This window comes from Pseudomonas sp. Sample_11 (assembly GCF_004307505.1).
GTDB classification, from domain to species: domain Bacteria; phylum Pseudomonadota; class Gammaproteobacteria; order Pseudomonadales; family Pseudomonadaceae; genus Aquipseudomonas; species Aquipseudomonas atacamensis.
In genome coordinates, this window is the sequence record NZ_RCOD01000039.1 from 46,957 (window position 1) to 65,807 (window position 18,851).

Here is an 18,851-nt window from a genome sequence, read left to right on the forward strand (position 1 = left end):
ACCCAGCCCCCTGTATGAAAACAACAAGAACATGAAGGATTCCAGATGACCTGCACCGCCCTGACCCAACATCGCGCGCAACTCGGCGAGGGCCCGTTCTGGGATGCGCCGACCCAAGCGCTTTACTGGGTCGATATCGCCGGTAAACAAGCGTTGCGCCTGATCGGCCAGAACGTGCAGATCTGGCAGATGCCCGAGCACATCTCCGCCTTCATTCCCTGCGCCAGCGGCGATGCGCTGGTGACATTGAGCAGTGGTGTCTACCGGCTCGATCTCGATTCGCCCGGCCTTGAGCCACGCTTGACGCTGTTCTGCGTTGCCGACCCGCAACCGGGCAACCGCCCCAACGAAGCCCGTTGCGATGCCTTGGGCCGGTTGTGGTTGGGCACCATGCAAAACAACATCGGCGAGCACGGCGAGGATCTGCCGCTGGTGCGCCGTTCCGGTGGCCTGTTCCGTATCGATCCTGATCAACGCGTGACACCGCTGCTGCTCGGTCTGGGCATTCCCAATACCTTGTTGTGGAGTGACGACGGCACCACGCTGTTGTTTGGTGAAAGCCTCGACAGCACGCTCAATCGATATTTCATCCGCACCGACGGCAGTCTTGATGCGCCGCAGGTGTTTTACTCGTCCGATCAACACGGTGGTCCCGATGGCTCGGCGATGGACGCCGAAGGCTACGTGTGGAATGCACGCTGGGACGGCAGTTGCCTGTTGCGCCTGACGCCGGACGGGCAGGTGGACCGCAAGATTGATCTGCCGGTCAGTCGCCCGACCAGTTGCGTGTTTGGTGGCGAAGACTTGAAAACCCTGTTTATCACCAGTGCCAAGAGCCCGCTGAATCATCCTTTTGACGGTGCGGTGCTGAGCATGCGCGTTGATGTTGCAGGAAAACTCTGTACGCGTTTTGCTGGCTAGATCCCAAAATATGGGATGCAAAATTATATATTGAGATTATTTGGCGGTCGGGTTTATAGTCGGCTCCAGCAGTAACACCACTCACACTTAAAAAGAACAAAACAGGTGAAGTGATGCAGCGAATTCTTCTCGCCCGCGCAAGCGGGATCCGCCTTTCGCCACGGCTCAATGCCGGCGGCGACGCTTGCCTGTTTGTTTTCCCCAGCCGTCAGAACCGGACATCCACGGATGCCCGGTTTTTTTGCGCCTGCGTGCAGGAGGCCTGAGCCATGGCTGAAGCGCTGAGATTGCCACCAGTGCCGCCGCCGCCGAAAGGCGAGCGCCTGAAAAACAAGGTCGTGCTGTTGACCGGGGCCGCTCAGGGCATCGGCGAAGCCATCGTCGCCGCCTTCGCCTCGCAGCAAGCCAGATTACTCATCAGCGATATCCAGGCCGACAAGGTCGAGCAGGTCGCCGCTCACTGGCGCGATCAGGGCTATGACGTGCAGGCGCTCAAGGTCGACGTATCGAATCAGCAGGATCTGCATGCCCTGGCCCGACGCGCCGTGGAATTGCATGGCCGCATCGATGTGCTGGTCAACTGCGCCGGGGTCAATGTGTTCCGCGATCCTTTGCAGATGACCGAAGAGGACTGGCACCGCTGTTTCGCCATTGACCTGGACGGCGCCTGGTATGGCTGCAAAGCGGTGCTGCCGCAGATGATCGAGCAGGGCGTGGGCAGCATTATCAACATCGCCTCGACCCATTCCAGCCACATCATTCCCGGTTGCTTCCCGTACCCGGTGGCCAAGCACGGCTTGCTCGGCCTGACCCGTGCACTCGGCATCGAATACGCGGCCAAGGGCATTCGCGTTAACGCCATCGCGCCGGGCTACATCGAAACGCAGCTGAACGTCGATTACTGGAATGGCTTTGCCGATCCGCATGCCGAGCGTCAACGCGCCTTTGACCTGCACCCGCCCAAGCGCATCGGCCAGCCGATCGAAGTCGCAATGACGGCGGTGTTTCTGGCCAGCGATGAGGCACCGTTTGTCAATGCTTCGTGCATCACCATCGATGGTGGCCGCTCGGTGATGTACCACGACTGAATAAAACGGATTTCCAGCGCTGAACTACGCTTGAAATCCAATCATCATACGATATGACTATTTTCAAACAGCTTCACTGAGAACACGCTTCAACGCTTTTCAAACCTTGCTCAAAAAAAATAACAAGGAGTCATCTGATGAAACGTCGTTTCGGGATTCGTACCCTGTGCAGCACTGCCCTGGCGGTCACTGCGTTCAGCCTGAGCAGTGCGCTGCTCGCCGCCGACGCGGTGAAGATCGGTTTTCTGGTCAAGCAGGCCGAAGAACCGTGGTTCCAGACCGAATGGGCTTTTGCCGAAAAAGCCGCCAAGGACAAAGGCTTTGAATTGATCAAGATCGCGGTTCCGGATGGCGAGAAGACCCTCTCGGCCATCGATAGTCTGGCCGCCAACGGCGCCAAGGGCTTCGTGATCTGCCCGCCGGACGTGTCCCTCGGCCCGGCCATCATGGCCAAAGCCAAGATCAACGATCTGAAAGTGATTGCTGTCGATGACCGTTTCGTTGACGCCAACGGCAAATTCATGGAAGACGTGCCGTACCTGGGCATGGCCGCGTTTGAAGTCGGCCAGAAGCAGGGCGCCGCCATGGCTGCCGAAGCGAAGAAGCGTAACTGGGACTGGAAAGACACCTACGCGGTGGTCAACACCTACAACGAACTCGACACCGGCAAGAAGCGCACCGACGGTTCGGTCGATGCCCTGAAGAAGGCCGGCATGCCGGAGGACCACATCCTCTTCGCCGCGCTGAAAACCCTCGACGTACCGGGCAGCATGGACGCCACCAACTCGGCGCTGGTGAAACTGCCGAGCGCGGCGAAAAACCTGATCATCGGCGGCATGAACGACAACACCGTGCTCGGCGGCGTGCGCGCCACCGAAGCGGCAGGCTTTGCCGCGAGCAACGTGATCGGCATCGGCATCAACGGCACCGACGCCATCGGCGAATTGAAAAAGCCTAACAGCGGCTTCTTCGGTTCGATGCTGCCAAGCCCGCACATCGAAGGCTACAAGACCGCCGAGATGATGTACGAGTGGATCACCGCCGGCAAAGAGCCGCCGAAGTACACCGCCATGGATGACGTCACCCTGATCACCCGCGAAAACTTCAAGCAAGAGCTGGAAAAAATCGGCTTGTGGAACTGAGGCAGCGACGGCCCGGGCAGCCGGGCCGTTTTTCGGTGTGAAGAGGTGGCTTTATGCACGCGCAAGTACAGACACAAGAACAACATGGCGCCAGCGGCAGCCTGCGCTTCAACGGGATCGGCAAGACCTTTCCCGGCGTGAAAGCGCTCGACGGCATCAGCTTCGTCGCCCACCCCGGCCAGGTTCATGCCTTGATGGGCGAGAACGGCGCGGGCAAATCGACCCTGCTGAAAATCCTCGGTGGCGCCTACATTCCGAGCAGCGGCGAGCTGCAGATCGGCGAGCAGGCGATGGCCTTCAAGTCCACCGCTGACAGCATCGGCAGCGGCGTCGCGGTGATTCACCAGGAACTGCATCTGGTCCCGGAAATGACCGTGGCCGAGAATCTGTTTCTCGGGCATCTGCCGGCCAGTTTCGGCCTGATCAATCGCAGTGAGCTGCGCCAGAAAGCCTTGAATTGCCTGAAAGGCCTGGCCGACGAAATCGATCCGCAAACCAAGGTCGGGCGCTTGTCGCTGGGTCAGCGGCAGTTGGTGGAAATTGCCAAAGCGCTGTCGCGCGGCGCCCACGTTATCGCTTTCGACGAACCGACCAGTAGTCTCTCGGCACGCGAGATCGATCGCTTGATGGCGATCATCGGTCGCCTGCGCGACGAAGGCAAAGTGGTGCTCTACGTGTCCCATCGCATGGAAGAAGTCTTCCGTATCTGCGACGCCGTCACCGTGTTCAAGGACGGCCGCTACGTGCGGACCTTCGATGACATGAGCCAGTTGACCCACGATCAACTGGTGACCTGCATGGTCGGTCGCGACATTCAGGACATCTACGATTACCGTCATCGCCCGCGTGGCGCCGTGGCGTTGAAGGTCGATGGTTTGCTCGGCCCGGGCCTGCGTGAGCCGATCAGTTTCGAAGCGCACAAGGGCGAAATCCTTGGCTTGTTCGGGCTGGTCGGGGCAGGGCGCACCGAGCTGTTTCGCCTGCTCAGCGGCCTGGAGCGCAACACCGCTGGCCGTCTCGAACTACGCGGCCATGAGCTGAAACTGCGCTCGCCCCGTGACGCGATTGCCGCCGGCATTCTGCTCTGCCCGGAAGATCGCAAGAAAGAAGGCATCATCCCCCTGGCCAGTGTCGCCGAGAACATCAACATCAGTGCCCGCGGTGCGCATTCCGGCCTCGGCTGCCTGATTCGCGGCTTGTGGGAAAAGGGCAACGCCGACAAGCAGATCAAGGCCCTGAAAGTGAAAACCCCGCACGCCGGCCAGCAGATCAAGTTCCTTTCCGGCGGCAATCAGCAGAAGGCCATTCTCGGCCGCTGGCTGTCGATGCCGATGAAAGTCCTGCTGCTCGACGAACCGACCCGTGGCATCGACATCGGCGCCAAGGCCGAGATCTACCAGATCATTCATAACCTCGCCGCCGACGGTATTTCGGTGATCGTGGTGTCCAGCGATCTGATGGAAGTGATGGGCATTTCCGACCGCATCCTGGTGCTGTGCGAAGGCGCCTTGCGCGGCGAAGTCAGCCGCGACCAGGCCAATGAATCCAACCTGCTGCAACTGGCTTTGCCACGCCACCGCGCTGACGGCGTGGCGAACTGAGAGGTGACTATGATGACTACGCAAAACGAAACTCTGCCGACCGAGCGCAAACCGCTGGACCTGCGGCGCTTCCTCGATGACTGGGTCATGCTGCTGGCGGCGATCGGCATCTTCGTCGCCTGCACCTTGCTGATCGACAACTTCCTCTCGCCGCTGAACATGCGTGGCCTGGGCCTGGCGATTTCCACCACCGGCATTGCCGCGTGCACCATGCTTTATTGCCTGGCGTCCGGGCACTTCGACCTCTCGGTCGGCTCAGTGATCGCCTGTGCCGGCGTGGTCGCGGCGGTGGTGATGCGTGACACCAACAGCGTGTTTCTCGGGGTCAGCGCAGCACTGGTGATGGGCCTGATCGTTGGTCTGATCAACGGCATCGTGATTGCCAAGTTGCGCGTCAATGCCCTGATCACAACGCTGGCGACCATGCAGATCGTTCGCGGTCTGGCCTATATCTTTGCCAACGGCAAAGCGGTCGGTGTGTCGCAGGAATCGTTCTTCGTCTTCGGTAACGGCCAGCTGTTCGGTGTGCCGGTGCCGATCCTGATCACCATTGTCTGCTTCCTGTTTTTCGGCTGGCTGCTGAACTACACCACCTACGGGCGCAACACCATGGCCATCGGTGGCAACCAGGAAGCGGCGTTGCTGGCGGGCGTCAACGTTGACCGGACCAAGATCATCATCTTCGCCGTGCATGGTTTGATCGGTGCGCTGGCGGGTGTGATTCTGGCCTCGCGGATGACTTCCGGGCAGCCGATGATTGGTCAGGGTTTTGAACTGACGGTGATTTCTGCCTGCGTATTGGGCGGGGTTTCGCTGAGTGGCGGCATCGGCATGATTCGCCACGTGATTGCCGGGGTGTTGATTCTGGCGATCATCGAGAATGCGATGAACCTGAAGAACATCGATACGTTTTATCAGTATGTGATTCGTGGTTCGATTCTGTTGCTGGCCGTGGTCATTGACCGCTTGAAACAACGGTAACGTCAAAAGCTACCCCTCACCCCAGCCCTCTCCCAAAGGGCGAGGGGGCCGACCGAGGTGTCTTGCGTTCTACATCGACCTGAAATATCGGGTCGATTGTGGATTCGCTAAAGCAACATCAGTTCTGCGCATTTCCTGAGCACTCCCCAATCAGTTCCCTCTCCCTCCGGGAGAGGGCTAGGGTGAGGGGCTCTTGATTTTGCTCTCTCCACCGGTCACCTCGCTCAAATTTTTGTTGCCCGCCACGCACCGTTTCGGTTATCAATTTGTACATGATTAGACAGGTACGATTCGACAAGAAGCAAAGGGTGGTCGACGAGCTCGTCCGACGCATCGAGAGCGGCCTCATGGAGGACGGCTTTCTGTTGCCCGGCGAACATCAGTTGGCTCAAGAATTCCAGGTCAGCCGTGGCACCTTGCGTGAGGCGCTGGCCGAACTGAAGCGGCGTAATTACATCGCCACGCAGAGCGGTGTCGGCTCCATCGTCACTTTCGACGGCGTCGCGCTCGACCAGCGTAGCGGCTGGGCACAGGCATTGGCCGACAGCGGGGCGCTGATCAATACCGAAGTGTTGCGTCTCGAAGCCGTGACGCGGCCAGATCTGCTGGTGCGTTTCGGCACCGATCAATTCATCACCCTCGACCGTCGCCGGCGCGCCACCGACGGTACGCTGGTGTCTCTCGAACGATCCTTGATGCCGGCTAACGGCGGCCTGGAAAGCCTGCCCCGCGTTGGCCTGATCGACAATTCCCTGACCATCACCCTGGCCGCCTACGGCTACATCGGCGAGCGCGGCGATCAGTGGATCGGCGCCGAGCCGCTGAAAGCCGAAGACGCCGAGCTGCTCGGCCGTCCGGTCGGCACGGTGTTTCTCAAAGCCCTGCGCACCACCTACGACCGGCAGAACCGTTTCATGGAGCAGGTCGAAAGCCTGCTCGACCCGGTGCACTTTCGTCTGCACCTGCAATTCGGAGAATCGAAATGACCGCGCTCAACCGTGCGCTTGGCGCTTTCTATGGTCTGGCCCTGGGTGACGCGCTGGGCATGCCGACGCAATCGCTCGATCGTGAAACGATCAAGGCGCGCTTCGGCCAGATCACTGATCTGCAGGACGCCGGCCCACTGCAACCGATCGCCGCGAACATGCCCAAAGGCTCCATCACTGACGACACTGAACAGGCGATCCTGGTCGGCGAGTTATTGGTCGAAGGTCACGGCCGTATCGAGCCGGCGGTTCTCGCCCAGCGCTTGATCGAATGGGAAGCCGAGATGCAGGCCAAAGGCTCGCAGGACTTGCTCGGCCCGTCGACCAAGCGCGCCATTGAAATGATCCTCGCCGGGCATTCCCCGGAGGAAGCCGGGCGCTACGGCACCACCAACGGCGCGGCGATGCGTATCACCCCGGTGGGCATTGCCGCGAACGTGGCCGATCCGCAGCGCTTCATTGCGGCGGTCGTGCAGGCTTGCCAAGTGACGCATAACACCACGCTGGGGATTTCCAGTGCGGCGGCGGTGGCGGCGGTGGTCTCCGCTGGCATCAATGACGTCGATCTCGGCGAGGCGCTGAACCTCGGCCAGCAGATCGCGCAGCAAGCCGAAGCGCACGGGCATTGGGTGGCTGGCGGGCGCATCGCCTCGCGCATCAGTTGGGCGCGCAGCATCAGTGTCGACAGCGACAAGGCGCTGCTGGCGGATCTGCTCTACGACGTGATCGGTACTTCGGTGGCGTCGCAGGAGTCGGTGGTGGTTTCATTCGCCCTGGCCCAGCAAGTGGCCATCGGCGAGATGACTGCATTCGAAGCGCTGTGCATGGCCGCCAGCCTGGGCGGCGACACGGATACCATCGCGGCGATTCTCGGCGCCATGCTCGGGGCTTGCCTGGGGCTTGAGTGCTGGCCGCAGCCGATGATCGAGACGGTGAAAGCTGTTAATCATCTCGAGCTTGAGCCGTTGGTGCAGGGGCTGTTGGCCTTGCGTTGACTGGCTGGCCTCTTCGCGAGCAGGCTCGCTCCCACAATTGGAATGCATTTCCTTGTGGGAGCGAGCCTGCTCGCGAAAGGGGCGGCGCATTTCTAAAGAATTCACACAGCAATGGATCGCACAGACAGGCCTCGGAAGGCCGGTTGTCTTGTCGTTTTGCATCATTGCCACAACCACAAAAAAGGCAAACAGGAGCATCTTCATGAGTTCATCAACCGCCGGGCAAAGCGTCGGGCAATTGGAAACCCGGGGCATCGAGCCGGTGCCGGAAGCGGAGTGCAACGGTCATCCGCTGCAACTGTTCTGGGTCTGGTTCGCGGCCAATATTTCCATCCTCGGCCTGCCGCTGGGCGCCACGCTGGTGGCGTTTCGCGGGCTGGCGATCTGGCAGGCGATCATCGTCGCGATTCTTGGTGCCGCCGGTTCGTTTGCCGTGGTCGGGATCATTTCGATTGCCGGGCGTCGTGGCCGCGCGCCGAGCCTGACGCTGTCCCGGGCAATTTTCGGCGTGCGCGGCAACATCGGCCCGACGCTGGTTTCGCTGATGTCGCGTCTGGGTTGGGAAACCGTCAACACCACCACCGCGGCGTTCGTGCTGCTGTCGCTGTGTTCGATCCTGTTCGGCTCGCCGGTCGAGGCGAAAAGTGCGCCGGTACAGACGCTGATCTTTATCGCCATCTTCGTCCTGCTGACCTTGTCAGTGTCCGGCCTCGGCCACGCGACTTTGCTGGTGATCCAGAAGTGGGCGACGTACGTGTTCGGTGCGCTGAACATTCTCGTCGGTGGTTTTCTCTGCGCGACGATCGACTGGAGTGCGGTGTTCAACGCCGCGCCAGCACCGCTGAGCGCAATGATCATCGGCATCGGCACCATGGCCGCCGGCACTGGTATCGGTTGGGCCAACGCCGGTGCGGACATGTCGCGCTATCAGCATCGCAGCGTCAAGGCTGTGCGCCTGGTGGCGTCGGCGGCGTTCGGCGCGGGCATTCCGCTGGTGCTGCTGATCACTCTCGGCGGCTTGTTGTCGGTGGGCAACAATGATCTGGCGTCGGCGACTGACCCGATCGTGGCGATCCGCGACATGCTACCGACGTGGATGGCCGTGCCGTATTTGATCACCGCGTTCGGCGGTCTGCTGCTGTCGAACAACCTGTCGGTATATTCCGCCGGCCTGACCACGCTGACCCTGGGCCTGAAGGTCAAACGCGTCTACGCGGTGGTGGTCGACATCGTCGCGATCTTCGCCGGCTCGATTTATTTCATGCTGATCGCCGACAGTTTCTACGGCCCGTTCATCACCTTCATTTCCCTGTTGGCAGTGCCGATCACTGCCTGGGTCGGGATCTTCGTGGTCGACCTGATTCACCGTCACTACTACAGCCCCAAAGACCTGCTCGACGTGAGCCCGAGCAGCGCCTACTGGTATCGCGGCGGCATCGAGTGGCGCGCATTCGGCGCCTGGGCGATCGCCATCGTCCTCGGTTTCAGCTTTACCACCATCGGCACCACGACGGAGAACGTCTGGTTCAAGGGCTTTCTGTCTGACTCCTGGCTGGGCCACAACGGCCTCGGCTGGATCGTGACCTTCGTCGTCGCCGGTGGCATTTACCTGGTCCTTGGTGGCGCGAAAGATCGCCGCGCCGCGCAACCCGAGAATGCTCATGCCTAAGATGTTGCACACCGGCCAGGTCATCATCGACCTGGTCATGGCCGTGGATAAACTGCCGCAGATTGGCGGCGACGTGCTGGCGCAGTCGGCAGGGTTCGAAGCCGGCGGCGGCTTCAACGTGATGGCCGCTGCGGTGCGTAACGGTCTGCCGGTGGTTTACCTCGGTCGCCATGGCACGGGGCGTTTCGGTGACCTGGCGCGCCAAGCGATGCAGGCGGAAGGTATCGGCATCGGCATCCGCGAACCGGCCGAGCGCGACACCGGTCTGTGTGTGGCGCTGACCGATGCGTCTGCTGAACGCAGTTTCATTTCCTACATCGGCGCTGAAGGCGAGGTGACCGAGGACGATTTGAACAGCGTGGCTGCCGAGCCCGGCGATTACGTTTATCTCAGCGGTTACAGTCTGCTCCACGAGGGCAAGGCGCAGGCGTTACTCGACTGGACGCTGGCGCTGCCGGCGTCGGTCAATGTGGTGTTCGATCCGGGGCCGTTGGTGGAGTCGCCCGATGCGCCGATGATGCAGACGTTGCTGCCGCGCATCGATGTGTGGACCAGCAACAGTGTCGAGGCGCTGCGGTTTACCGGAGCCGATGAGATTGGTATCGCGATGGATCGCCTCGCGGAACTGCTGCCGGAAAGTGTGCTGATGGTCGTGCGCGACGGGCCGCAGGGTTGCTGGATTCAGCAGCGTGGTGAGCGCCGGCAGGTGCCGGGGTTTGCAGTGAAAGCGGTGGACAGCAATGGCGCTGGTGATGCGCATGCCGGGGTGTTTGTGGCCGGGTTGGCGCAGGGGCTGGATGCACTGGAGGCGGCGCGGCGGGCGAATGCGGCAGCCGCGTTGGCGGTAACTCGGTGGGGGCCGGCTACAGCGCCGGGGACGGCTGAGGTGGATGCGTTTATCCGCGAGTCCTGCGGCGACTGAAATGAGGCCTTCGCGAGCAAGCTCGCTCCCACATTGGATCTACGTCGTACACAAATCTTCTGTAGGAGCTGCCGAAGGCTGCGATCTTTTGATCTTGAAAAGCAAAAGATCGCAGCTTTCGGCGGTTCCTACAGTGGGCGTCGTTCTAGCTCGCCTTGCGCAACGCCTCAATCAACTCCTGCTTGCGCATCGACGAGCGCCCCGGAATGTTCTTCGCCCGGGCCTCTTTCATCAGGCTATCGACAGTCTGCGTATCCTTCGAAGTCTCGCTGTTGCGTGAATGGCCCTTGCGGCTGGCCACCGCGCGGCGCGATGACTCTTTGCGATCTTCCGACTTGGCACTGGCGGGCTTCTTGCGACCCGAACCGCCGGACTTTTCACCGCCACCGGATTGTTTGTTCACCGTCGCCCAGGCGCGCGCCTCAGCTTCATCTTTCGACACGCCTTTTTTCTCGTAGCTGTCTTCGATGTGCTCGGCTTTGCGCTTCTGTTCGCTGGTGTATTTGTCTTTGCTTCCACGAGGCATGGGATTTCTCCTCAAGTTGCGGATCCGGCCGCTCGCCGCTTCGACGGCGAGCGGCTTGGCACTACTGCATATCCAGTTTGCGCGCCGCTTCGACGCCGGCAGAACTCAGCTTGATCGGCAGGTTCAGCGAGTGTTCGCCCGCTTCGCTCAAGGTCACATGACCATGATGAATCAGCCCGCGATCCTGCAGGGCGGCGAGGGCGCTGGCCACGACTTTCTCGCCCCGGTAATTGTCCAGCACCTCCTTGCCCAAGCCGTTGGGATGGGCGTGCAGCAGGCGGGTGAGAACTTCTTTTTCCAGGTCTTTGTCGACGTTCATGGTTACCTCTTCATGGGAGTGAATAGGGCGCTCGCGTCGGCGAACTACTGACCGGCACCTTCGGAACCGGAGCCACCGGTGGTGGTTTTCGAGCCGACACCGGGGCCGGCATTGTCAGGCGGAGTAGCAGGAGAATCAGGCGTGTTCATGCCACCCTGACGCCCCGGATCACTGCCTTGAGTGCGCGGATCGGTGCCGGTGGCGGGTGGCTGATTGATCAACGGCACGCCGGAGCCATCGGTATTCATACCGGGGGCACTGTTAATGGCGGGCGCGCGTGGCGGGGTCGGATCGGTAGGGCCAGTGCCCGCTGCCGTAGACGAGGCGGCGAACACCGCAGGGCAGAGCAGGGCGCTGAAGACTAAAGCGGTCAACCTTGACGAGATCATAGGGCTTCTCCAGTGATTGGAATCCTTACACTGGGTTGGTCAGCCCTGATGACGGATTGGTGCCTGATGATCGACGAACGGTCTTCGCCGGGGTCATGTGGCTGCTGTTCAGACGATGCCAATTTCCTCCTTGAACTGCTCCATGAAACCCTTCAGTCGTTGATGACGAATGTGCGCCAGGCGCTGACCGGTCACCGTTTGAAAACCGTCGGCCAGATGTAGCAGTTTGGTCTGGAAATGATCGAGGCAAAAACGCGTGTCATCGTACTCACGCTCAAGCGCTTCGGGATCCTGCGAGTCGTACAGCGCCGAGCCCATGCGCCCGGCCACATAGAAGGTTCGGGCAACACCGAGCATGCCCAGCGAGTCGAGGCGATCGGCGTCCTGGACGATTTTCGCTTCGAGCGTGATTGGGGTGATGTTGGCAGAGAAACTGTGGGCTTCGATGGCGTGGGCGACGTTGCTGATTTTCTCGTTGGGCCAGTCCAATTCCTTCAGCACGGACGAAGCTTTGTCCGCTGCCAGACGCGAAGCTTGCGAGCGAAGCGGCGAGTTTTTTTCGACCGATACGCAGTCGTGCAACAGCACCGCTGCTAGCAAAACCTCCAAATCGCCGCCTTCGGTTGCATGCAGGGTGCGTGCGGTGTGCCACACCCGCTGCAGGTGGGCGAGGTCGTGGGCGCCGTCATCTGACGGCTCCAGTGTGTGCCTAATCAGCGCTGATGCCAGTGTTTCCATGGGTGCAAAACAGTTAACGGTCATAAGCATCCTTTCAGAATGTGCGATATCAATTGTGGGAGCGAGCTTGCTCGCGAAGGCGTCCGGTCAGGCGCAACCGATGGCGCCCGATCCACCGCTTTCGCGAGCAAGCTCGCTCCCACAAGGGCACTGCAATGTTGGTGGTGAACCTGCATCAATCTTTGTCTGGCATGTGACGAGCGCAGCTGCGCGCCTTAGTATGGCGCTTTAATTTGCAGACAAGGCCTGTCCATGACGATCGAAATCCGCCCGGCGACCCCCAGCGATGCGCCGCAAATCCTCGCCTTTATCACCGAACTGGCAGATTTCGAAAAGGCCCGTCACGAAGTCATCGCCAGCGTCGCCGACATCGAACGCAGCCTGTTCGGCGAAGGCGCCACCGCCCACGGCCTGATCTGCCTGCGCGACGGCTCGCCGATCGGCTTCGCGGTGTTCTTCTTCAGTTATTCAACGTGGCTGGGCAGCAATTGCCTGTACCTCGAAGACCTCTACATCACCCCCGAACAACGAGGCGGCGGCGCCGGCAAAACCCTGCTGCGCCACCTGGCAAAAATCGCCTGCGCCAACGACTGCGGCCGCTTCGAATGGAGCGTGCTGGAATGGAACACCCCGGCCATCGAATTCTACAAGTCGCTCGGTGCGCAACCGCAGGAGGAATGGGTGCGGTATCGCATGGATGGCAAGGTGTTGCGCGAATTTGCCGAGGGCTGAGCACAATGATGGCAATCTACTACTGATTCAGTTGTCGCCACCGCTCTAGTCCGGCATTCTGTGCGCCATTTTTGCGCGCTCACGGACGACACCTGCAATGCATCTGGCAAAATTTCTCCGCGCCTGTGGAGCCCTCGCTGCGTCAATGAGTGACCAGCTATGAGCGGACTGCAGGCGTCCATGCGTCTGTATGGTCTGGTGAAAACTACCGGCTCTTCTGACGACCCGAATCGACAGGCTGTCGAAATTCTCTGCATGGCCCAGCGCACTGGCGGCCTGGCTATACGGGCTTTCGTGTCGCGGCTCGACGCCGAGTTGATGTCGCGCAGCGCCGGCCTCGGCGAATACCGTGTGGTAGCGCTGAGAACCTTTGATCCAACTGCGATTATCGACGCTCATCAAGGCTGGCTGATGCTGCACATCTGTTGCGGCTTCGTCGCTCTCGCCGGTCATTCTCTGTTGAAAAACGGTGCGTTGATCCCGATGGGCTGGCACGTCTACTCCCAAGTGGGGCGCTGGACCTCCAGGCATCATCTGGACCTTGGCGTGGAAATGGGCGACTTGCTGCAATCGACTTTCGAGCGCAATCACCTGCGCAACTACAACGCCTGGCTCAACGAACTTGATGATGCAACGCCTGCCGAGTTGAGTTGGCAAGCCAACGAAGCCTGGCGTGCCATACAAACCGCGACAGCACCTGAAAGCCGTGAGCATTGTCATGCTCTGTTCGACCCGGTCGACAATCGCTGGCGCTTTGCCGCGACCGACTCGACATCTATCAGCCATCCCCGGCACCCCTTAAGCAAGGAGCTTTGAATTGAGTGGTAAACCCGCAGCTCGCGTCACCGACCCAACCGCCTGCCCACTGCCAGGTCACGGCACCAACCCGATTGTCTCCGGCTCGCCGAACGTATTCTTCGACGGCCTCGCTGCTGCACGCATGACCGATAAATCAGCGTGTGGCAGCCCTATCACCGGAGCGGTCTCCGGCACTGTTTTCATTAACGGCCTGAATGCCGCGATGCTCGATAGCACTGGTGGGCATGGCAATGTCGTGATCGGTGGCTCGGGCACGGTGATCATCGGCCAAAGTGGGGGAGGGGCAGCATTTAGTGGGCTGTTGCCGATGCCGGTGCATTTCACTGACAGGTTGCAAGTAGTCAATCAGGACACCGGAGAGCCGGTCTCTTATCACCCTTACATCATTCAGCGGGGTGACGGCAGTGAAGAGTCTGGCGTGACGGATGCGGCGGGATTTACCCATACCGTCAGTTCGCACCTGGCTGAGACGATTAAATTATTTGTGGAGTAATTAGAGATGGCAAATGGAAGTGCTACAGCAGAGGCTCCACCACCGCCAATGGCGAAAAGGGATCCGGTGAGTCATACACTTACTTGCAAGACAGATCAATCGGTCAAGCAAGTAACAGTAAGCGTCCGCGATGCAATGGTTTTTCTTGTTGGTGGAGCTGGCGATCAGGAACGGTATTACGTTGATGGTCCCAATCACAATGTCGACTATGTGCGAGACATGGTCGACGCGGACATCGAAGCGCTGGAAATACAGAAATCTTGTACGACGTTGCCTCTTGGTTATAACTCATTTATGAGTGAGGAGGATTTGGAGCGTAACGTTATTCGAAAAATTCCAAGTTGCAATACTGCGATTTATATCATTGGCCACAGTTTGGGCGGCTGGAACGGTGCTCATTTGTCTGCGATTTTAACCGAGCGCGGTTTCAAAATAAAAATTTTGGTGACCCTGGATCCCGTAGGACACGGCAAGATCGTATATGGTATTTCGAAAATATATCGTCAGGTTCCCAAGCCTAAAGCGCAGTATTGGGTAAATATCAGGGCAGCTGCGGTCGATTGGAACCTGTCAGATCTGGTTGCAGACTTCGGTGAGCAATGGGAGATCTCCGAAGGACCGAACGTCATGGGGCGGCTCGATATCAATCACGCAGATGCCAACTCTATGTATGCTCACGCCTTGCCCGGTGGAAAGTCAGCGCGACAGATTGTAGCGGAGTCAATATTCAAATGGATTAAGGGGTAACTACCTGTGAAGGTTTTAATCTTGACAATATGTATGTCGGTACTCTCGGCTTGTTCTTTGAATCATGGTCGGCCCATTGCTAACCTCAAATACGAAAAGACAGAGCGGCTTCGTACTACCGGAATTTATCAAGTTTATTTCAAGTCCGACGTGGAACTTCTCGGCCTGTTCAAGTCGTCTATAGGGCGTGGGCTGGTCTGCTCGTTGACGAATGACCTTGATTTCTCTCAGGCACACCGAATTAAACAGTCCGGCTTCGGGTTTATCGAGAGGGTTTCGCCGGACTCGTTAATCTATAGAGCAGATGTCATTTTTGACGAGTCGGTAGACGATGAGGGGGGAGAAAGGCGCCTGAAAGGGGAAACACTGGATCCCTTTTTAAAAGCCAGAGATTCCTTTTCCTGTGTTTATAGAGTCCACTCCACTACATACAAGACGTATTTTTCCAAGATTATGCGGGTACCTAGCGCGGATTTGCTGACAACTGGACCTGCAAAATAAAAAGTATCCCGTCCGGCCTTGCCTCTTTCGAGGGCCGCTCTCCCTGAGTATTTCCCGACCGCAGCGGCATGGCGAACCTTGCATTTTTGTCCGTGCAAGCCTGACTTGGCCCTTCGATCGCCATCGTTGCAGCCCAAGAGGGGGCGCTTTGAGTGAGGTGATACCGTTACTGTTGATTTTCCCATAATGTGGGATTGATATTTATATATTGAGATTTCCCGTCCCTCGGGTTTATAGTCCGTCGCACTCACTGCCAAAAACAAAACAGGTGAAGCGATGCAGGCGCAATTGATCGCGCTCGATTGGGGGACGACCTCATTACGTGCTTACAAACTCGCGGCGGACGGTGTGGTGCTGGAGCAGCGTGCGCTGTCGTCCGGGATCATGCAGTTGCCCAAGACCCCGCGAATCATCCACGGCCGTGAATGCGCCGATGGTTTTGAACTGGCCTTCGACGAGGCCTGTGGTGACTGGCTTGATGTGCAGCCGGATCTGCCGGTAATCGCTTGCGGCATGGTCGGCAGTGCGCAGGGCTGGCGCGAAGCGGCTTACTGCGAGACGCCGGCCGACGTCGCCCATCTCGGAAGTTCCCTACAAACCGTTGTCAGTCTGCGCGGTACGCCGGTGCATATCGTCCCGGGCGTGATTCAGCGTTCGCGACTGCCGAATGTAATGCGTGGCGAAGAAACCCAAGTCCTCGGCGTGCTGCAAAGTCTGCCGGCCGAGGCGGGTAACGATCTGTTGATCGGCCTGCCCGGCAGCCACTCGAAATGGGTGGAAGTGGTCGATGGCCGCATCATCCATTTCGACACGTTCATGACCGGCGAAGTGTTTGCCGTGCTCAGCGAGCACAGCATCCTCGGTCGTACCCAACAACCGAGCGCGACCTTCGATGCGCAGGCGTTTGATCGCGGCGTACAGATCGCGCTGTCGACAGATGCCGAGCTAGGTGTGCTGTCGACCTTGTTCAGCGCCCGTACCCTCGGCCTGACCGGCGAACTGAACCCGAGCGCTCAGGCAGATTATCTGTCCGGCCTGATGATCGGCCATGAGCTGGCCGCGCTCGCCAATGTGCAGCGGCGCCGGCGCAATCAAGCGAATCTTCCATCGATTGTGCTCATCGGCAATGCGCTTCTGTGCGCACGCTATCAACGCGCCCTCGACGCCTGCGGCTTTGCTCGGGTGACGCTGGCCGAGCAGGCCACCGAGCGTGGCCTGTGGCAACTGGCGCGTGCCGCCGGACTCATAGATTCCTCATCCCGTTAACCCTGACTGGAGGCCTGACATGCTCAAGCAAGCACTGGCACAAAACGGTCTGATCGCGATTTTGCGTGGCCTGCAACCGCAGGAAGCGGCGGCTGTCGGAGAAGTCCTGTATTCCGCCGGATTTCGCGTCATCGAAGTACCGCTCAATTCCCCATCGCCGTACGAAAGTATTCGCATCCTGCGTGATGCGCTGCCCGCCGATTGCCTGATCGGTGCCGGCACGGTGCTCAGCCCCGAGCAGGTCGAGCAGGTCAAAGCGGCTGGCGGCCAAGTGATCGTCATGCCGCACAGCGATGCCAAGGTGTTGCGCGCGGCGAAAGCGGCGGGGCTGTACCTGTCGCCGGGCGTGGCTACGCCGACCGAAGCCTTCGCCGCACTGGCTGAGGGCGCGGACATTCTCAAGCTGTTTCCGGCCGAGCAAATGAGCCCGGCGGTCGTCAAGGCCTGGCTCGCGGTGTTGCCAGCCGGCACGGTGCTGGCGCCGGTCGGCGGCATTACGCCGGACAACATGCAGGCCTTTATCGATGCCGGTGTGAAAGGTTTCGGTCTCGGTTCCGGCCTGTTCAAACCGGGCATGACGCCCGAGCAGGTGGCGGTCAATGCCAAGGCCTACGTGGCTGCCTGGAAAGCCCTGCGTTAAGAATTTTTGGGCGCTGTGTGCGCTGCATCTAATAAAAGCTGCATTTACAAAAGAGAGCAGAGATGAAAATCACCAAACTCACGACCTTCATCGTTCCGCCGCGCTGGTGCTTCCTCAAGGTCGAAACCGACGAGGGCGTGACCGGTTGGGGCGAGCCTGTGGTTGAAGGGCGCGCCCATACCGTAGCGGCTGCGGTGGAAGAATTGTCCGACTACCTGATTGGCAAAGACCCACGCAATATTGAAGACATCTGGACCGTGCTCTATCGCGGCGGCTTCTACCGTGGCGGCGCGATTCACATGAGCGCGCTGGCCGGTATCGACCAGGCACTTTGGGACATCAAGGGCAAGGCCCTCGGCGTGTCGGTCAGCGATCTGCTCGGTGGTCAGGTGCGCGACAAGATTCGTGTCTATTCGTGGATCGGTGGCGACCGTCCGGCCGACACCGCGCGTGCGGCGAAAGAAGCAGTGAGCCGTGGTTTCACGGCGGTAAAAATGAACGGCACCGAAGAACTGCAGTTCCTCGACACCTTCGAGAAAGTCGACCTCGCCCTGGCCAACGTTGCCGCCGTGCGTGATGCGGTGGGGCCGAACGTCGGTATCGGCGTCGACTTTCACGGCCGCGTGCACAAGCCGATGGCCAAGGTGCTGATGAAGGAGCTCGACCCGTACAAACTGATGTTCATCGAAGAACCGGTGCTCAGCGAAAACTACGAAGCGCTGAAAGAACTGGCGCCGCTGACCAGCACGCCGATTGCCCTCGGCGAGCGGCTGTTCTCGCGCTGGGACTTTAAACGGGTGTTGAGCGAAGGCTACGTCGACATTATCCAGCCGGATGCCTCTCACGCTGGCGGCATCACTGAAACCCGCAAGATCGCCAACATGGCCGAAGCCTACGACGTCGCGCTGGCGCTGCATTGCCCGCTGGGACCGATCGCCCTGGCGGCGTGTTTGCAACTCGACGCGGCTTGTTACAACGCGTTTATCCAGGAGCAGAGCCTCGGCATCCATTACAACGAGAGCAACGACTTGCTCGACTATGTGAAGGATCCGCGCGTGTTCGACTACGACCAGGGCTTCGTGAAGATTCCGAACGGCCCAGGGCTGGGCATCGAGATCAACGAGGAATACGTGATCGAGCGTGCCGCCGTCGGCCACCGCTGGCGCAACCCGATCTGGCGCCATGCCGATGGCAGCTTTGCCGAGTGGTGAGTCTCTGACTCGCTAGCATCAGATCGTTCCCACGCTCTGCGTGGGAATGCCTCAATGGACGCTCTGCGTCCGCTGCTGGGACGCGGAGCGTCCCGGGCTGCATTCCCACGCCGAGCGTGGGAACGATCAGTTCTCCGAGGGAGAGGAGATCTGCGTCATGACCTC

General features: G+C 59.8%; 20 protein-coding genes. 16 read left to right on the top strand and 4 right to left on the bottom strand.

The features are described 5' to 3' along the window. Nucleotides 1-45 precede the first annotated feature (45 nt). The 9 genes from D8U60_RS09720 (at nucleotide 46) to D8U60_RS09760 (ending at nucleotide 10,305) form a co-directional block, all read left to right on the top strand. The gene (locus D8U60_RS09720) at nucleotides 46-921 is read left to right on the top strand and encodes an SMP-30/gluconolactonase/LRE family protein (protein WP_130900001.1); all 876 of its coding nucleotides are present in this window, start codon (nucleotides 46-48) and stop codon (nucleotides 919-921) included. A gap of 269 nt (nucleotides 922-1,190) precedes the next feature. After that, nucleotides 1,191-2,009 carry an SDR family oxidoreductase gene (locus D8U60_RS09725; RefSeq protein ID WP_130900002.1) on the top strand — a complete coding sequence of 273 codons (819 nt, stop codon included), beginning with the start codon at nucleotides 1,191-1,193 and terminating at the stop codon, nucleotides 2,007-2,009. Nucleotides 2,010-2,146: 137 nt separating this feature from the next. After that, nucleotides 2,147-3,151: a substrate-binding domain-containing protein gene (locus D8U60_RS09730; protein WP_016770973.1), complete on the top strand. Its 1,005-nt coding sequence runs from the start codon at nucleotides 2,147-2,149 to the stop codon at nucleotides 3,149-3,151. A gap of 53 nt (nucleotides 3,152-3,204) precedes the next feature. After that, complete coding sequence (gene araG, locus D8U60_RS09735) at nucleotides 3,205-4,752, top strand: L-arabinose ABC transporter ATP-binding protein AraG (protein WP_041479431.1); 1,548 nt, start codon at nucleotides 3,205-3,207, stop codon at nucleotides 4,750-4,752. A 12-nt stretch (nucleotides 4,753-4,764) separates the two neighbouring features. After that, nucleotides 4,765-5,733, top strand: a complete 969-nt coding sequence (araH, locus tag D8U60_RS09740; protein ID WP_038861078.1) for an L-arabinose ABC transporter permease AraH — start codon at nucleotides 4,765-4,767, stop codon at nucleotides 5,731-5,733. Between the two features lie 272 nt (nucleotides 5,734-6,005). Beyond that, nucleotides 6,006-6,719, top strand: a complete 714-nt coding sequence (locus tag D8U60_RS09745; protein WP_130900003.1) for a GntR family transcriptional regulator — start codon at nucleotides 6,006-6,008, stop codon at nucleotides 6,717-6,719. Then, nucleotides 6,716-7,714, top strand: coding sequence for an ADP-ribosylglycohydrolase family protein (locus D8U60_RS09750; protein WP_110646001.1), 999 nt, complete (start codon nucleotides 6,716-6,718; stop codon nucleotides 7,712-7,714). Before D8U60_RS09745 ends, D8U60_RS09750 begins: the two co-directional genes overlap by 4 nt. A 202-nt stretch (nucleotides 7,715-7,916) precedes the next feature. Further along, nucleotides 7,917-9,383, top strand: coding sequence for a cytosine permease (locus D8U60_RS09755; protein WP_130900004.1), 1,467 nt, complete (start codon nucleotides 7,917-7,919; stop codon nucleotides 9,381-9,383). After that, nucleotides 9,376-10,305, top strand: a complete 930-nt coding sequence (locus D8U60_RS09760) for a PfkB family carbohydrate kinase (RefSeq protein ID WP_130900005.1) — start codon at nucleotides 9,376-9,378, stop codon at nucleotides 10,303-10,305. The genes D8U60_RS09755 and D8U60_RS09760 overlap by 8 nt, the downstream gene beginning before the upstream one ends. Before the next feature lie 145 nt (nucleotides 10,306-10,450). On the opposite strand, the gene D8U60_RS09765 is transcribed toward D8U60_RS09760, so the two are convergent. From D8U60_RS09765 to D8U60_RS09780, 4 genes are all read right to left on the bottom strand, one after another. Continuing rightward, nucleotides 10,451-10,831 (bottom strand): Rho termination factor N-terminal domain-containing protein, encoded by a 381-nt coding sequence (locus tag D8U60_RS09765; RefSeq protein WP_071173202.1) that lies wholly within the window; start codon nucleotides 10,829-10,831, stop codon nucleotides 10,451-10,453. A 61-nt stretch (nucleotides 10,832-10,892) separates the two neighbouring features. Beyond that, nucleotides 10,893-11,150, bottom strand: a complete 258-nt coding sequence (locus D8U60_RS09770; RefSeq protein WP_130900006.1) for a hypothetical protein — start codon at nucleotides 11,148-11,150, stop codon at nucleotides 10,893-10,895. A gap of 44 nt (nucleotides 11,151-11,194) precedes the next feature. Next, the gene (locus D8U60_RS09775; RefSeq protein ID WP_041479419.1) at nucleotides 11,195-11,539 is read right to left on the bottom strand and encodes a hypothetical protein; all 345 of its coding nucleotides are present in this window, start codon (nucleotides 11,537-11,539) and stop codon (nucleotides 11,195-11,197) included. A gap of 108 nt (nucleotides 11,540-11,647) precedes the next feature. Then, on the bottom strand, nucleotides 11,648-12,301 hold the full coding sequence (locus tag D8U60_RS09780) for an HD domain-containing protein (RefSeq protein WP_130900007.1): 654 nt from the start codon (nucleotides 12,299-12,301) through the stop codon (nucleotides 11,648-11,650). Nucleotides 12,302-12,529: 228 nt separating this feature from the next. Here D8U60_RS09780 and D8U60_RS09790 point away from each other — a divergent pair, with 228 nt between their 5' ends. The 7 genes from D8U60_RS09790 (at nucleotide 12,530) to dgoD (ending at nucleotide 18,686) form a co-directional block, all read left to right on the top strand. Then, nucleotides 12,530-13,009 carry a GNAT family N-acetyltransferase gene (locus D8U60_RS09790; RefSeq protein WP_071173199.1) on the top strand — a complete coding sequence of 160 codons (480 nt, stop codon included), beginning with the start codon at nucleotides 12,530-12,532 and terminating at the stop codon, nucleotides 13,007-13,009. A 159-nt stretch (nucleotides 13,010-13,168) separates the two neighbouring features. Further along, nucleotides 13,169-13,825, top strand: a complete 657-nt coding sequence (locus D8U60_RS09795) for a hypothetical protein (protein ID WP_241663529.1) — start codon at nucleotides 13,169-13,171, stop codon at nucleotides 13,823-13,825. A gap of 1 nt (nucleotide 13,826) precedes the next feature. Next, the gene (locus D8U60_RS09800; protein WP_073472301.1) at nucleotides 13,827-14,321 is read left to right on the top strand and encodes a PAAR domain-containing protein; all 495 of its coding nucleotides are present in this window, start codon (nucleotides 13,827-13,829) and stop codon (nucleotides 14,319-14,321) included. Nucleotides 14,322-14,327: 6 nt separating this feature from the next. Beyond that, nucleotides 14,328-15,068 carry an alpha/beta hydrolase gene (locus D8U60_RS09805; protein ID WP_071173197.1) on the top strand — a complete coding sequence of 247 codons (741 nt, stop codon included), beginning with the start codon at nucleotides 14,328-14,330 and terminating at the stop codon, nucleotides 15,066-15,068. Between the two features lie 777 nt (nucleotides 15,069-15,845). Next, nucleotides 15,846-16,835, top strand: coding sequence for a 2-dehydro-3-deoxygalactonokinase (locus D8U60_RS09815; protein WP_130900008.1), 990 nt, complete (start codon nucleotides 15,846-15,848; stop codon nucleotides 16,833-16,835). Nucleotides 16,836-16,854: 19 nt separating this feature from the next. After that, nucleotides 16,855-17,475, top strand: a complete 621-nt coding sequence (locus D8U60_RS09820) for a 2-dehydro-3-deoxy-6-phosphogalactonate aldolase (RefSeq protein ID WP_073472308.1) — start codon at nucleotides 16,855-16,857, stop codon at nucleotides 17,473-17,475. A 62-nt stretch (nucleotides 17,476-17,537) separates the two neighbouring features. Further along, nucleotides 17,538-18,686: a galactonate dehydratase gene (gene dgoD, locus D8U60_RS09825; protein WP_016770960.1), complete on the top strand. Its 1,149-nt coding sequence runs from the start codon at nucleotides 17,538-17,540 to the stop codon at nucleotides 18,684-18,686. The last annotated feature ends 165 nt before the right edge of the window (nucleotides 18,687-18,851 follow it).